The 13,727-nt window shown below is 42.7% G+C and carries 14 protein-coding genes; 4 read left to right on the top strand and 10 right to left on the bottom strand.

Annotated elements, in window-relative coordinates:
• Window position 1: 1 nt before the first annotated feature.
• The 4 genes from rsmA to B7725_RS02945 form a co-directional block, all read right to left on the bottom strand.
• Window positions 2-874, bottom strand: coding sequence for a 16S rRNA (adenine(1518)-N(6)/adenine(1519)-N(6))-dimethyltransferase RsmA (rsmA, locus tag B7725_RS02960; RefSeq protein ID WP_084874492.1), 873 nt, complete (start codon window positions 872-874; stop codon window positions 2-4).
• A gap of 19 nt (window positions 875-893) precedes the next feature.
• The gene (locus B7725_RS02955) at window positions 894-1,601 is read right to left on the bottom strand and encodes a dimethyladenosine transferase (protein WP_084874491.1); all 708 of its coding nucleotides are present in this window, start codon (window positions 1,599-1,601) and stop codon (window positions 894-896) included.
• A 203-nt stretch (window positions 1,602-1,804) separates the two neighbouring features.
• Window positions 1,805-2,368: a ribonuclease M5 gene (gene rnmV / locus B7725_RS02950; RefSeq protein WP_084874489.1), complete on the bottom strand. Its 564-nt coding sequence runs from the start codon at window positions 2,366-2,368 to the stop codon at window positions 1,805-1,807.
• On the bottom strand, window positions 2,368-3,141 hold the full coding sequence (locus B7725_RS02945; RefSeq protein ID WP_084874487.1) for a TatD family hydrolase: 774 nt from the start codon (window positions 3,139-3,141) through the stop codon (window positions 2,368-2,370). The genes rnmV and B7725_RS02945 overlap by 1 nt, the downstream gene beginning before the upstream one ends.
• Before the next feature lie 151 nt (window positions 3,142-3,292).
• Here B7725_RS02945 and B7725_RS02940 point away from each other — a divergent pair, with 151 nt between their 5' ends.
• The gene (locus tag B7725_RS02940) at window positions 3,293-5,137 is read left to right on the top strand and encodes an APC family permease (RefSeq protein WP_084874486.1); all 1,845 of its coding nucleotides are present in this window, start codon (window positions 3,293-3,295) and stop codon (window positions 5,135-5,137) included.
• 199 nt (window positions 5,138-5,336) lie between these two features.
• Here the strand turns inward: B7725_RS02940 and rpmH are convergent, their stop codons facing one another.
• Complete coding sequence (rpmH, locus tag B7725_RS02935; RefSeq protein WP_000831902.1) at window positions 5,337-5,471, bottom strand: 50S ribosomal protein L34; 135 nt, start codon at window positions 5,469-5,471, stop codon at window positions 5,337-5,339.
• Between the two features lie 144 nt (window positions 5,472-5,615).
• Window positions 5,616-6,830, bottom strand: a complete 1,215-nt coding sequence (locus B7725_RS02930; protein WP_000657746.1) for a pyridoxal phosphate-dependent aminotransferase — start codon at window positions 6,828-6,830, stop codon at window positions 5,616-5,618.
• 241 nt (window positions 6,831-7,071) lie between these two features.
• Between B7725_RS02930 and B7725_RS02925 the strand changes: the two genes are divergently transcribed.
• The gene (locus tag B7725_RS02925) at window positions 7,072-7,524 is read left to right on the top strand and encodes a universal stress protein (RefSeq protein WP_084874484.1); all 453 of its coding nucleotides are present in this window, start codon (window positions 7,072-7,074) and stop codon (window positions 7,522-7,524) included.
• 35 nt (window positions 7,525-7,559) lie between these two features.
• Here B7725_RS02925 and B7725_RS02920 read toward each other — a convergent pair whose 3' ends face one another.
• A complete protein-coding gene (locus B7725_RS02920; RefSeq protein ID WP_084874483.1) occupies window positions 7,560-8,945 on the bottom strand; it encodes a Cof-type HAD-IIB family hydrolase in 1,386 nt (461 codons plus the stop codon).
• 65 nt (window positions 8,946-9,010) lie between these two features.
• On the opposite strand from B7725_RS02920, the gene B7725_RS02915 reads away from it, so the two are divergent.
• On the top strand, window positions 9,011-9,973 hold the full coding sequence (locus B7725_RS02915; protein WP_007519608.1) for an asparaginase: 963 nt from the start codon (window positions 9,011-9,013) through the stop codon (window positions 9,971-9,973).
• Window positions 9,974-10,026: 53 nt separating this feature from the next.
• Here B7725_RS02915 and ccpA read toward each other — a convergent pair whose 3' ends face one another.
• Window positions 10,027-11,037: a catabolite control protein A gene (gene ccpA, locus B7725_RS02910; protein ID WP_084874481.1), complete on the bottom strand. Its 1,011-nt coding sequence runs from the start codon at window positions 11,035-11,037 to the stop codon at window positions 10,027-10,029.
• Between the two features lie 206 nt (window positions 11,038-11,243).
• On the opposite strand from ccpA, the gene B7725_RS02905 reads away from it, so the two are divergent.
• Window positions 11,244-11,561, top strand: coding sequence for a DUF960 domain-containing protein (locus tag B7725_RS02905; RefSeq protein WP_084874479.1), 318 nt, complete (start codon window positions 11,244-11,246; stop codon window positions 11,559-11,561).
• A gap of 46 nt (window positions 11,562-11,607) precedes the next feature.
• Here B7725_RS02905 and B7725_RS02900 read toward each other — a convergent pair whose 3' ends face one another.
• Both B7725_RS02900 and folK read right to left on the bottom strand, forming a co-directional pair.
• The gene (locus B7725_RS02900) at window positions 11,608-12,891 is read right to left on the bottom strand and encodes a hypothetical protein (protein WP_084874478.1); all 1,284 of its coding nucleotides are present in this window, start codon (window positions 12,889-12,891) and stop codon (window positions 11,608-11,610) included.
• Window positions 12,884-13,705 carry a 2-amino-4-hydroxy-6-hydroxymethyldihydropteridine diphosphokinase gene (gene folK, locus B7725_RS02895; protein WP_084874476.1) on the bottom strand — a complete coding sequence of 274 codons (822 nt, stop codon included), beginning with the start codon at window positions 13,703-13,705 and terminating at the stop codon, window positions 12,884-12,886. The genes B7725_RS02900 and folK overlap by 8 nt, the downstream gene beginning before the upstream one ends.
• Window positions 13,706-13,727 lie beyond the last annotated feature (22 nt).

Raw genomic sequence — 13,727 nt, 5'->3', positions numbered from 1 at the left:
CTTAGAGCCCTTGTCCTTTAAGCGCATCTGCTAGGCTAGCAAATTCTGCCAAGCTGAGAGCTTCTCCACGTACACTTGGTGACAAACCTGCTTGATCCAAAGCCTTGGTCAGTTTGTCCTTAACTTCCTCGGTCTTTCCAAAGTAACCTATCAAGTTGTTCCACAAGGTCTTACGACGATGGGTGAAGCTAGCCTTGGAAACCTTAAAGAAAAAGTTCTCGTCTGTTACTGCTACAGCCGGCTCTGGACGGCGCACCATTTTTAAAATGGCTGAGTCCACATTTGGTGCTGGCACAAAGACCGTACGAGGTACGATGAAGGCAACCTTGGCTGTCATGTAATACTGAACCGCAATCGATAAGCTGCCGTAAGCCTTGGTATTTGGCTGCGCTGAGATGCGATCCGCCACTTCTTTTTGCATCATGACGACAAACTCACTAAAAGGAATGCCACTCTCGATCAAGTGCATGAGAATAGGCGTTGTGATATAGTAGGGCAAGTTGGCTACCACTTTGATTGGCAGGTCTGGATTTTTGAAATTCTGGATATGCTGCGTCAAATTGACCTTGAGAATGTCCTCGTTGACTACGGTCACATTGTCAAAATCACGCAGGGTATCAGCTAGGATTGGCACCAAACGGTGGTCAATCTCAAAAGCCATGACTTCAGCTGCACGCTCAGCCAAAAATTCTGTCAAGGCACCAATCCCTGGCCCGATTTCAATGACATTGACCTGGTCATCAATTTCAGCCGTATCCACGATTTTTTGAAGGATATTGGTATCCGTCAGGAAATTTTGCCCGAAGGACTTTTTAAAAGTAAAACCGTGACGCTCCAGCACTGCCTTGGTCACGCTATAATCTGCAATTCTCATTTATTCTCTTTTCTATTTATTAGCTAAAAACAATATATAGAACCCATATAATTCCTAGTACCAATACAATCCAAAACACAAAATGAATACGATGCTTGTTTGAATCGGATCCAGTCATATCAAGCGCTTTCTTATCTTCTTGGGGGTTCATTTTCTTCAATTCATCCTGATAGGCAACCGAATCTAGAATATTGTCTTCTGGCAATAATTCTGAAGCATAATAATCAGGAAAACCCATAGCAAGGCCAATTAGGTTCTTATCCGTTAGAGAAAAATCCAAATCTTCTGGTTGATTTTCCTGAATAGCTCGGATATTTTTTAACAGTTTATCAGAAACTACAGACACTTGATTCATAAAAACTACATCCAAAACATCAAATCCAAGCACATCACCGTCTTTGACATTTGCAAGAATATAACGAACAAAGGCATCATATAGTTGCAAGGCTTGCGGGACATTTTCTTCTAAAAAAGAGCGGTTTTGGAGGGCATTTTGCTGGAATTTTTCAATAGAAAGTAAGATATCTACATTCTGCTCTTGGTAGAACTTTTCTGCTTCCTCTTCATCTTCTTCGAGTTTTTCTGCTGTTTCCCAGAGAGCAATAGGAGCTTTTAAATCTTCTTCATCCCAAAACAATTGCCAAAAATAAGGTATTGTGTAAATTCCCTCTGTTAGAATACGGGCTTCATCTCCGTTTTTTAAGTAAATATGGCTTCTATTGGCCATGTTGTTTCCTTTCAATTTTTTAAAAGTAAGATATGGAATTCTACTCATCCCTCTTCCGTAGATAAATCTATATAGACTTTCAACATATCTTCAGAAATTTCAAGTTCTATCTTATGAGGTAGGACACCAGTTCCCATACAGCCAGCATCTCAATCTATTCACTTCTATTGTAACACATTCCGCCTACATTTTGGGACGGTTTCTCAATCCTCATAACTGGTCATAGCATCTTCAACTTCAGCTAGACTAATGCCAAACAACTCTAAGCGCTTAAGGAGTTGCTTGCCGTTAGAATAGCCGATTCGGAGCTGTTCGCCTAGATACTCTCGGCGTCTACGGCTGTCTGCTCCCGCTAGAAAACCTAGGCGAATCAAGTCACCACGACTGATGTCAAACTCGTTCTCGTTTTCAAATTGCTCTGTCACCTGAGCCAGCGCTGTTTTTAGGTCTTCATAGCTGGCGTGTTCGATTCCCAGAGAACGTCCCTTGGACTTGGATTTGGGAACAGCCTCATCTCGCTTGAGAAAGGCATGCTGTACCGTTGGAATGGCCGTCATAATCATGCGACGAATCCGCTCCCCATTAAAGTCAGGGTCTGTAAAGACAATGACTCCATGCAAATCATGCAGGCGCTGAATGCGTTCTATATCCTGGTCATTAATGGCAGAACCTCGTGTTTCATAGGTCTCTACATCAAAGTAACGTTTGAGATTGGCCGTATCATCGCGACCTTCAACCACGATGACTTGGGAAATTTTTTCTTTCATCACTTGCTGTCCAATCCAAAGATACGCTCTGCATTTGCAGTCGTTACTGCGGCTAACTCCTCAGTCGTCATCCCACGCAAGTCGGCAATAAAGTCCACCACATAGCGTGTGTAGGCTGTTTTGTTTTCACGGCCACGTTTAGGAACAGGAGCTAGGTAAGGGGCATCTGTCTCAACAAGGATTTTATCCAAAGAAAGTTCCCTAGCAGCCTCTTGGATATCTGTCGCTTTCTTAAAAGTCACCACTCCTGAGAAAGAAATGGTCATGCCAAGTTCGACAAACTTCTCAGCCCACTCCAAAGAGCCTGAAAATGAATGCATAATCCCACCACGAGGACCAACGCCCTCGCTCTTAATAATCTCATAGGTATCTTCCAGCGCATCCCGGGTATGGACCACAAAAGGTAAATTCAAGTCCTTGGATAACTGAATCTGACGACGAAAAACCCGTTCCTGCACTTCCTTAGGTGCTGTCATCCAATGGTAGTCCAGACCAATCTCACCTAAAGCAACAACCTTGGGATGTTTTAGCTTTTCAAGCAAGTAAGCTTCGACCTCATCTGTGTATGTACCTGCTTCAGTAGGATGCCAGCCAATAGTCGCGTAGAGTTGCTCATACTCATCTGCCAACTCTAGGGCACGTTCAATGGTCGGCTTGTCAAAACCAACAATGTTCATCCGCGTCACACCCATCTCAGAAGCCAAGGAGATTTCTTCGGCTTCACGTCCTGCAAATTCCTCTACATTTAAATGTGTGTGTGTATCAAAAATCATCTCTTCTAACCTCGTTTTCTTCCCTCTATTATACCAAAAATAGCATCCCTCGGCTTGTAAAAATATTCTAATACCAATCGTTCTCCCTTGACTACCTTTTTTCAAAGCAGTATAATAACACTTATTGAAATTTTCAGTAAAGGAAAAGAAAATGTTTAGAAAATTAAAATATACCTTTATCGGTCGGCCACTCAAGTCTCTCACAGACAGCGAAGGGGGCTTATTAGGAAAAATGCAGGCACTTGCAATGTTATCCAGTGATGCCCTGTCTTCTATTGCCTATGGACCTGAACAAGTCATTCTCGTTTTAGTCAGCCTCTCTCCTCTCGCTATTTGGTGGAGCCTCCCTATCGGTATCTTTGTCCTTTTACTCCTCGCTAGTTTGACCATTTCCTATCGTCAAATCATACACGCTTATCCTCAAGGCGGAGGAGCTTATATGGTCACTCGGGAAAATCTCTCCCCCGAACTAGGCTTAATTGCTGGTGGTAGCCTCCTTGTTGACTATATGCTGACAGTAGCCGTATCCGTTGCGTCTGGAGCTGATGCTATTACAGCAGCCATCCCTGCCCTCCATCCCTACAATCTTCATATCTCTATTTTCCTAGTCTGCCTGCTCATGCTCTTGAATTTAAGAGGCTTGAAAGAATCTGCCAGCTCTCTGATGATTCCCGTCTACCTCTTTATCTTCAGTACCGTCTTTCTCTTGCTTTATGGGTTCTTTCAACTATCTACAGGCTCCCTAAACTATCAAGCGACTTCAACCATTGGGCAAACTGTTCCAAGCCTTTCCATCGTTCTCCTATTGAGAGCCTTTACTAGCGGTTCTGCCTCTCTAACTGGGGTTGAGGCTATTTCAAATGCAGTCCCATTTTTCAAAACTCCAAAAGAAAAGAATGCTGCTCAAACCTTGACCATCATGTCACTGATTTTAGGATTTCTTTTTGCAGGCATCACCTTCCTAAACTACTGGATGGGCATCACGCCTCAAAACGGAGAAACCATCCTTTCGCAAATGGCCAAGGGCATTCTTGGTGATTCATTTTTTGGTCATGCTAGCTACTATCTCTTCCAGTTCTCGACAGCCTTGATTCTAGCTGTAGCTGCAAATACTGGATTTTCAGCCTTCCCTATGCTGGCCTACAATATGGCAAAAAACAAGTACATGCCCCATCTCTTTATGGAAAAAGGGGATCGTCTTGGCTACTCCAATGGTATCTTAACTCTGGCTTTTGGGGCTATGATCCTTCTTCTCATTTTTAATGGGAATACTGAACGCTTGATTCCCCTTTATACTATCGGGGTCTTCGTTCCCTTTGCCCTATCTCAAACTGGGATGATTCGTCATTGGAAAAAGGAAAAAGGAGCAAACTTCTTAAAACCTGCCTTTGCTAATATCCTTGGGGCCATCATTTGTTATGCCATTGTCCTCATTTTACTCCTCTTCAGACTAGGTGATATCTGGCCATTCTTCCCAATTATCCTAGTCTTAACCTTCCTCTTTTTGTCCATTCACAACCATTACCAAAAAGTGGCAAAACAACTACGACTCTACGAAGGAATTGAAAAACGCACTTATGACGGTAACCTTGTTCTTGTCCTAGTAGGAAATGTCACTCGAGTAAGTGTCGGAGCCATCAACTACGCTCAAAGTATCGGTGACGAAGTGTTAGCCATGCACATTTCTACTAAAGAAACGGCAGAAAAAGACCAAGAAATCCTCCAGGAATTTGCCGATTACTTCCCAAATATCACTCTGAAGAATATCAATACCAGCTACCGCGACATCATCACCCCTAGCGTCAAGTATGTCAAACGAATCGCCCAAGAAGCTAAGCAAAAAAACTACACCGTTACAGTCCTTGTACCACAGTTCATCCCTAACAAGCCTTGGCAAAATATCCTGCACAATCAAATGAGCCTCAAACTAAAATACGCTCTCAGATGGCACGAAGACGTCGTTGTCGCTAGCTACTCTTATCACTTAAAAGAATAAACAAAAGCTCAAAATCATTTGTTTTTGATTTTGAGCTTTTTTATCTGAACTTCTCAAATTTTCTTATAGATCAGAGACTTATTCCATGATACAAAACTCATACTGAAATGTATGAATTTTTCACTATCTATACTTGTTAAGCAAAACAAAAGCCAGTAGACTCGAGTTCCTACTAGCTTCTTTGCTGAATTTGTTTGGATTATGCAGCCAAAACTTTGCGTCCTTTACGACGACGAGCTGCCAATACGCGACGACCGTTTTTAGTTGACATACGGTTACGGAATCCGTGTTTGCGCGCACGACGAATTTTACTTGGTTGATAAGTACGTTTCACGATGAATACCTCCTCATAGATTTTGTATTCGTTTAGCCGGCTATAAAGTGATCAGTTACTAAACATACTTTACTATTCTATCTGATTCTGATACTTTTGTCAATAGCTCTAGGCAAATGTTTCCAGCTTTTTCTAATGTAAGCCCTATCTACGATACTGTTTCAAGAAACGAGTCATCTTTTCTTGGATTTGTGCTAATTCGTCCACACGAGGAAGGTAAACGATACGGAAATGGTCTGGTTCTTGCCAGTTAAAGCCTCGACCATGAACCAAAAGAACCTTCTCTTGCTTCAAGAAATTGAGGACAAACTGTTCATCATCATCGATGCGATACATATTGCGATCAATTTTAGGGAAAATATAAAGTCCGGCTTTGGGTTTAACAGCAGATAAACCAGGAATATCTTGAATTGCATTGTAAATAAAGTTTCTTTGCTCGTAGATCCGTCCACCAGGAAGGAGCAATTCGTCCACCGACTGGTGCCCACCTAGCGAGGTTTGTACGACTTGCTGGGCCAAAACGTTAGAGCAAAGGCGCATGTTAGACAGCATATTAAGACCTTCAATATAGCCCTTGACATGTGTCTTAGGTCCTGATAAGACCATCCATCCTATACGGAAACCAGCGATACGGTGAGATTTTGAAAGACCGTTCATGCTGACACAGAAGACATCTGGAGCCAGACTAGCTACCGAGACATGCTCATGACCGTCCATGACCATACGGTCGTAAATTTCATCCGCAAAGATAATTAAGTCGTTTTGACGTGCAATCTCAATAATCTCCAACAAGAGTTCCTTGGGATAAAGGGCTCCTGTCGGATTATTTGGATTGATTAGAATAATAGCCTTGGTATTTGAAGTGATTTTTGACTTGATATCGTCAATATCAGGGTACCATTCTGCAGCCTCATCACAGATATAGTGAACGGCATTTCCCCCAGCTAGGCTGACAGCGGCTGTCCAGAGAGGATAGTCCGGCATAGGCACCAAGACCTCATCTCCATTGTCCAAAAGCCCCTGCATGGACATGACAATCAGCTCACTGACACCATTTCCAAGGTAAATATCATCAATATCCACATTTGGGAATTTCTTCAGTTGGCAATACTGCATGATAGCCTTACGGGCTGAGAAAATTCCTTTAGAATCAGAGTACCCTTCGCTATCACGCGCATTCATAATCAAATCATGAATGACCTCATCCGGCGCTGTAAAGCCAAATTCTGCTGGATTCCCTGTATTCAGGCGTAAAATCTTTTCTCCATTTGCTCGCATCCGCATGGCTTCTTCCAAAACAGGGCCACGGATATCATAAGCCACATGCTCTAATTTGCTAGATTTGTTAAATTCTTTCATCTTTTTTCCTCAATTCGTCAGGATAGTAACATTATACCACTAGAAAATCGCTGCGACAAGCTTCCATAAACAAGGAAGCAAAAGAAAAAGTATTGACAATGAGAATCTTCACCAACTTTCTTTTATTTATATATACGCACTAAGTCTATGACCAACAATATGATTTAAAATATGATTTTTACTTTACTTCTTTAGTGAAAAGGGTTACAATTAAAGCAAGAAAATTTCAGGAGGTTTCATTATGGCACAACATTACCAAAATGTTATGGTCGCAATTGATGGTTCTAAAGAAGCAGACTTGGCTTTCGTCAAGGGTGTTTACACTGCCCTACGCAATGAATCCAAGCTCACCATTGTCCATGTTATTGACACACGCGCTCTTCAAAGCGTATCTACCTTTGATGCTGAAGTTTACGAAGAACTCCAAGTTGACGCTGAAAGTTTGATGAAAGAGTACGAAAAACGTGCAAAAGATGCGGGTGTGACTGATATTCATACCGTCATCGAAATGGGAAATCCAAAAACTCTCCTTGCCCGTACCATTCCAGACGCAGAAAATGTTGACTTGATTCTCGTCGGTGCAACAGGGCTTAACGCCTTTGAACGCCTCTTGGTTGGCTCTTCATCTGAATACATCCTCCGCCACGCAAAAGTTGATTTGCTCGTCGTGAGAGAACAAGAAAAAACATTATAGGAACATAAAAGGAGCCTGCTAGGCTCCCTTTTTTCTTACTTATTTCTCTCTTTATGTCGCTCATAAGCCTTGAGCTGACGCTGCAGTTCCTTTCTGATAGCAGGTTCTGGAGCATATTTTTCGTCCCAGTCATCCGGTTTTAAGATTTTATGTGTAATTGGATCAAAATGGGCTTTTCCGTCAGGAAAAACCTTCCCCATGTTTGCCTCATGCACAATATCAAAGATGCGTTCTGGATCCACTCCCATCAGGGCAAAACTGCCGTAAGTAAAATACAGTGTATCGATTAAGGCATCAACCTGCCCGATTAGATCTTTTTGGGCAGGCGTTTTTTGCCTCACCTTTTCGGCCGCCTTATCAAGTGCCTCGTGCATACTTGCAAGGGAGTCTTGGAATTCTTCCTCTGAAGAACTTGCTGCCCGGACAAACTCTACTAATTCTTCAATTTTAAAGTCTGCGCGGTGGGTTGCACCTTCAACATCCCATGCCTGTGGCTCTTCCTGAGTTCGTTCATCCATCATGTGGTGGAAGGTCTTGACTTTATTAAAGTGGTAGTCCCGACTGACAAACACTTTTTCTGAAGCTAAAACGCCAAAGTGCTCAAGCGCCTTATGGATGCCATCTTGTTGATTACTTGCCGTAATGTGTTTAGCAACCTCTTTGGCACTGCTGCTGCCATTTCCCATAGCAACTGACATACCGACACCTGCCAACATCTCCAGATCGTTATCTGAATCACCGAAGGCCATGACTTGGTTGAGATCAAAGCCATATTCTTTCCCAACTCGGCGAATGCCTTCCAGTTTGGAATTTCCTTGGTTAATGATATCTGCGGCAAAAGGATTGCTTCGAGTCAATTTCAAGTCTTCAAAATCAGCTGCTGCCTTCTCAGATTCTTCTGGCGTCATCAGCATCAAAACTTGGTAAATGGGTTGATTAATCAAGTTAAGCAAGTCGTCTTCCTTTTGAGGAACTGCCTTGCTGACCATTCGATTAAAAGAGCGACTAACAGTTCTTGTCAGAACGGTCGGAATAAAACGACTAACCAGTTGGGAAAAGGAGCCAAGACCAAATGACATAATTTTCGAACCAACAACGGCATGCTCGGTTCCAAGAGCGATTTCTTTACGCTCCCTTTTAGCATAAGCAATCAGTTGACGCAAGCTTGACTTAGCAATCGGACTAGCAAAGAGCACCTTTTCTTTATTAAAGATGTATTGGCCGTTGTAGGTCACCGCAAAATCCAAGTCCAAGTCTTCCATCAATTCCTTGACAAAGAAAGGTCCCCGTCCTGTCGCCACCCCAACAAGCACCCCTTGCTCTTTGACAATCTTAATCGCGTCCTTAGTGGATTTCAAAACACTCTTGCGATCGTTGACTAGCGTTCCATCGATATCAAAAAAAACGGCTTTGACTTCCATCCTATTCCATTCTCCCCTTTTGTGTTACAATGATTATACCACATTTCAGAAGGAGTGACTAAATCATGCCTAAGAAAATCCTTGTTTTACATACAGGTGGGACTATTTCCATGCAAGCAGACGCCACTGGTGCCGTTGTAACTAGTCAGGACAATCCCATGAACCATGTTTCCAATCCACTTGAAGGGATTGAGGTTCATGCCCTAGACTTTTTTAATCTGCCAAGCCCTCATATCAAACCCAAGCATATGCTTGCACTCTATCATAAAATCAAAGAGGAAGCTGATAACTACGATGGAGTTGTCATCACACATGGTACAGATACCTTAGAAGAAACAGCTTACTTCCTTGATACCATGAAAATTCCTCCCATCCCCATCGTTCTAACAGGGGCCATGCGTAGTTCAAACGAACTTGGTAGCGATGGTGTTTATAACTATCTGAGCGCTTTACGAGTTGCCAGCGATGATAAAGCAGCCGACAAGGGCGTTTTGGTCGTCATGAACGATGAGATCCACGCAGCCAAGTATGTTACCAAAACTCATACGACCAACGTCAGCACCTTTCAAACCCCAACACATGGACCACTTGGCCTCATCATGAAGCAAGAAATCCTCTACTTCAAAACGGCCGAACCTCGTGTCCGTTTTGATCTCGAGCATATTCAAGGTCTGGTTCCCATCATCTCAGCCTATGCAGGTATGACAGACGAGCTGATCGATATGTTAGACTTGGAACAACTGGATGGCCTAGTCATTCAGGCCTTTGGAGCAGGCAATGTTCCCAAAGAAACAGCTCAAAAGTTGGAAAATCTCCTCCAAAAAGGAATTCCAGTCGCCTTGGTCTCACGATGTTTTAATGGTATTGCTGAACCTGTCTACGCCTACCAAGGTGGAGGAGTGCAGTTGCAACGAGCTGGTGTTTTCTTTGTCAAAGAACTCAACGCTCAAAAAGCTCGCCTCAAATTATTAATCGCCCTTAATGCTGGACTAAAAGGACAGGCTTTAAAAGACTATATGGAAGGCTAATCCTCTTCTCTAGAACGCAAAATCAGGAAATCTTCACGATTCCCTGATTTTTTCTATTTACGTTTTCGTGTAGAGCGGCGTTCTGTCAAACCATGAGGTAGGAGAACTTCGCGTTCTTCCAACTCTTCCTTATGCATAATCTTAGTCAACATACGCATGCTGATAGCACCTAAGTCATAAAGAGGTTGGGCAATAGTCGTCAAGTTTGGACGAGTGAATCGTGCAATTTGAGAGTCATCCGTCGTAATGATTTCAAACTCTTCTGGCACAGATACACCATGGTCAGCTAAACCATTTAGGACACCTGCTGCCAATTCATCACCTGTTACAACTGCGGCTGTAGCTTGTGATGAAATCAAGCGTTCTGCCAAGGCATAGCCATCGTCATAGCTGTATTTTGATTCGAATACCAAGCCCTCACTATAAGAATGTCCAGCTTTTTTTAACGCTTCCTTATAACCGATCAAACGAACCTTGCCATTGATATCATCGACAAGTGGGCCACTCACAAAAGCAATTTTCTCGTTTTCTTTGAGAAGATAGCTCACTGCGTCAATCGTGGCTTGTTCGTAGTCGATATTCACACTTGGAAGTTGGTGTTCTACATCCACCGTACCTGCAAGAACAACCGGTGTCCGTGAACGAGAGAATTCTGAACGAATCTTTTCAGTCAAGTGATAGCCCATAAAGATAATCCCATCGACTTGTTTTGAAAAGAGAGTGTTAACCACTGAAACTTCCTTTTCATCATCCTCATCACTATTTGCTAGGACAATGTTATACTTGTACATTTCAGCAATGTCATCAATCCCCTTAGCAAGTGTCGAGAAATAACCATTGGTAATGTTAGGAATCACAACTCCGACTGTCGTTGTTTTCTTGCTAGCCAAACCACGTGCTACCGCATTTGGACGATAGTCCAAGCGATCAATCACTTCGAGGACTTTTTTTCGAGTATTCTCTTTAACATTCTTGTTGCCATTAACGACACGGCTAACTGTTGCCATTGAAACTCCTGCTTCACGGGCAACGTCATAAATCGTTACTGTATCATCTGTGTTCATTCCGTTTCCTTTCTATATTGAAAATTTCGCTTTCACGCATCTGTTTACTCCATTTTATCACTTATTGTAAACACTTTCAAGCATTTTTAGGAGAAACTTTGAAAAAATTTCATTCTTCATTCTCATTTTGAAAAAGCGAGTACGATTTCTTGATTTTTGAGATATTTTGCTGTATGATAAGAAAAAAATAAAAGGGGGAGGAAAACATGGCTTTTACAAATACTCAGAGACGTTCTGCTAGCTTCGGTGTTGTGACCAGCCTACCCAACGATGTCATTGACTCTTTATGGTTCATTATCGATCATTTTTTGAAAAATGTCTTTGAATTAGAAGAAGAACTCGAATTTCAGCTCCTCAACAACGAGGGGACAATTACCTTCCATTTCTCTAGTCAGAACCTTCCGACTAGCATTGATTTTGATTTCAATCATCCTTTTGATCCCCTTTACCCTCCTAGGGTCCTTGTTGTAGACATGGACGGTAGAGAAACCATCCTCCTTCCAGAAGAAAATGACCTATTTTAAAAACTCTAGCTTCTCGGTGCAAACTGCTGAGGAACTAGAGTTTTTTCTAATAAATAGAGCGACTGACAACTAGACCGTTTGGTTTTGTATACTCTAAATCAAGGTAATCCTGATAAGTTCCTGGTACAATGAAGCCTTGGGGACTCAATATATCAGTCCCAGCTTTTCCCACAATAGAGTCTGCCAGCAAGACACAATTGGTACTTAGAACAAAGTAGGTCTTAAACTCAGATGAGCTGAATTTATAGAGGGTCGCATCTGCTTCCTCTTTCAGTTGGTAGGAGTAGGTATGCTTTACCTCGCCCTCTCTTCTTTTCATCAACTGTGAACTTGGTTCCCAAGGAATCAACAGGTCTTCTATCTCTGCTAGACGAGCTTGGATGGCTGCTTTCTGTTGGTCTGTTAAACTCAGACCATAAGCAAACAAGGTCTTCTGACTTTCCCTCTTACAGAGTTCGATGTATTTTTCCCGATTGGCCTTAAACAAAACACCATCTCCAACCATGCCGAATAAACGCTCCGAGTGAGGATCATAGGAACCATAGGAAATAACCGTCCCTTGATAACAAATATCCACATGTCCCATAGCGAGAAAGAAGGAGGTTTCTGAGGTATGGATAAAAATTTCCAGATCAACCGTCTGGTCGTTTTTTCTTTCTGAATGAACTTCCCCTTCTTGACTTTCATGACTTGACAGCCACTCATTCAATTTGCGCAAGGTACTGATAGGGATCAAAGCCGTCACAAAGATTGGCAAGGTCATTCGCATTCGTCGTTTCAGCTTGGGATTGTTTTCTATCCTTTCAAAAAAGAAACCGTCCCGAAGGCTACTAGCACCTAGCATGAGCAAGTAAAACCCAAGCAAGAGCAATTCAAAATTCGCTGCATCGTGAAAAGGAGAGATGCTATAAAGCCCGAATCCTATCATCCATACAGCATCGAAGAGATGATGAAGCCGAGGATGAATAGCATTTTTTCGATAGAGAGACCAGGTCACAAGACTAATGATGCCCGTAAACAGCTGGTAGCTCGCAATGATAAAAACCAGGAGATAGAGGGCAAGGTCTTGCAAGATGATAGAGTCAAACACGAGAGCCGCAACCACCAGCTTGGCCAAGGTTACAAAGATGTTTTCCCGACGTTTTTTATCCTGAAACCAGCGAGTCAACAAGTGCCAAACTGCTGACAAGGAAAAGTAGCCCATCAGCAACTGGTACCCCATCCGCGGAATAACCTGTCCAAAACAAATCAGGAGAAGCCCTAAAACAATAGCAAGTAGTCCTTCCCCGATACTCTTCCACTTGCTATAGGTCTCGGAAATTTTAGGCATTTCCTTGCTCCAGCTGGTCAACCAAGTAGCGAATTGGTTGTTTTAAGATTGGATGGATAAAATGGGGAGCTATTTCCACTAACGGCTCAAGAACAAAGAGGCGTTCTGCTATATAAGGATGAGGCAAGATGAGGTCATCTGTATAGATGACTTGGTCCTCCACAAAGAGCAAGTCCAAATCAATCAAACGAGGCCCCCAATGCACTTCTCTCACTCGTCCCATTTCTGACTCAATGACTAATAATGTTTCTAACAAGACTGGTGCTGGTAGCCAGGTTTCTACTTCAATCACCTGATTGGCAAAACTATCTTGCTCCACACCCCCCCAAGGGTCCGTCGTCAAGACACTAGACTCTTTGAGAATATGGATACCTCGAGCTCGCAGTTTGTCAATGGCTTGTTCCAAGTTTGCTTGCTTGTCCCCTATATTGCTTCCTAGAGCGATAAAGGCCCGTTGCTTACGACGGTGAATGGTCACCGAGCAGGTATCTAACGGTAAATGAACTGGAGCCCACGGTTTTTTTAGTTCCAACTCAATCTCTTGGACAAGAGGATAGGTCTCAAAGGTACGTTCAACTAGTTTGTAGGCTACCGTTTCAATCAAGTCCTCAGTACTTTCCTGAAACCAAGTCGTCCACTGCTGACACAGTTCTCCGTAATGGATAGAGGCTGTTAAATCCAAGTCTGTAGCCGCCTTGGTCATATCATAGGATAAGCTTGCGGAAATAACAAACTTCTGCCCCAATTCCTTCTCACTAGGAAAAAGACCGTGATAGGCAAAAATTTCCAAATCTTTAATCTGCAGTTGATCCATAACTAGTCCTTTCTAGAAAAAT

It is taken from the genome of Streptococcus oralis subsp. tigurinus, assembly GCF_002096275.1.
GTDB lineage: Bacteria > Bacillota > Bacilli > Lactobacillales > Streptococcaceae > Streptococcus > Streptococcus oralis_CN.
Note: the sequence above shows the minus strand (reverse complement) of the source record. Positions and strands in the feature narration are given on the sequence as shown.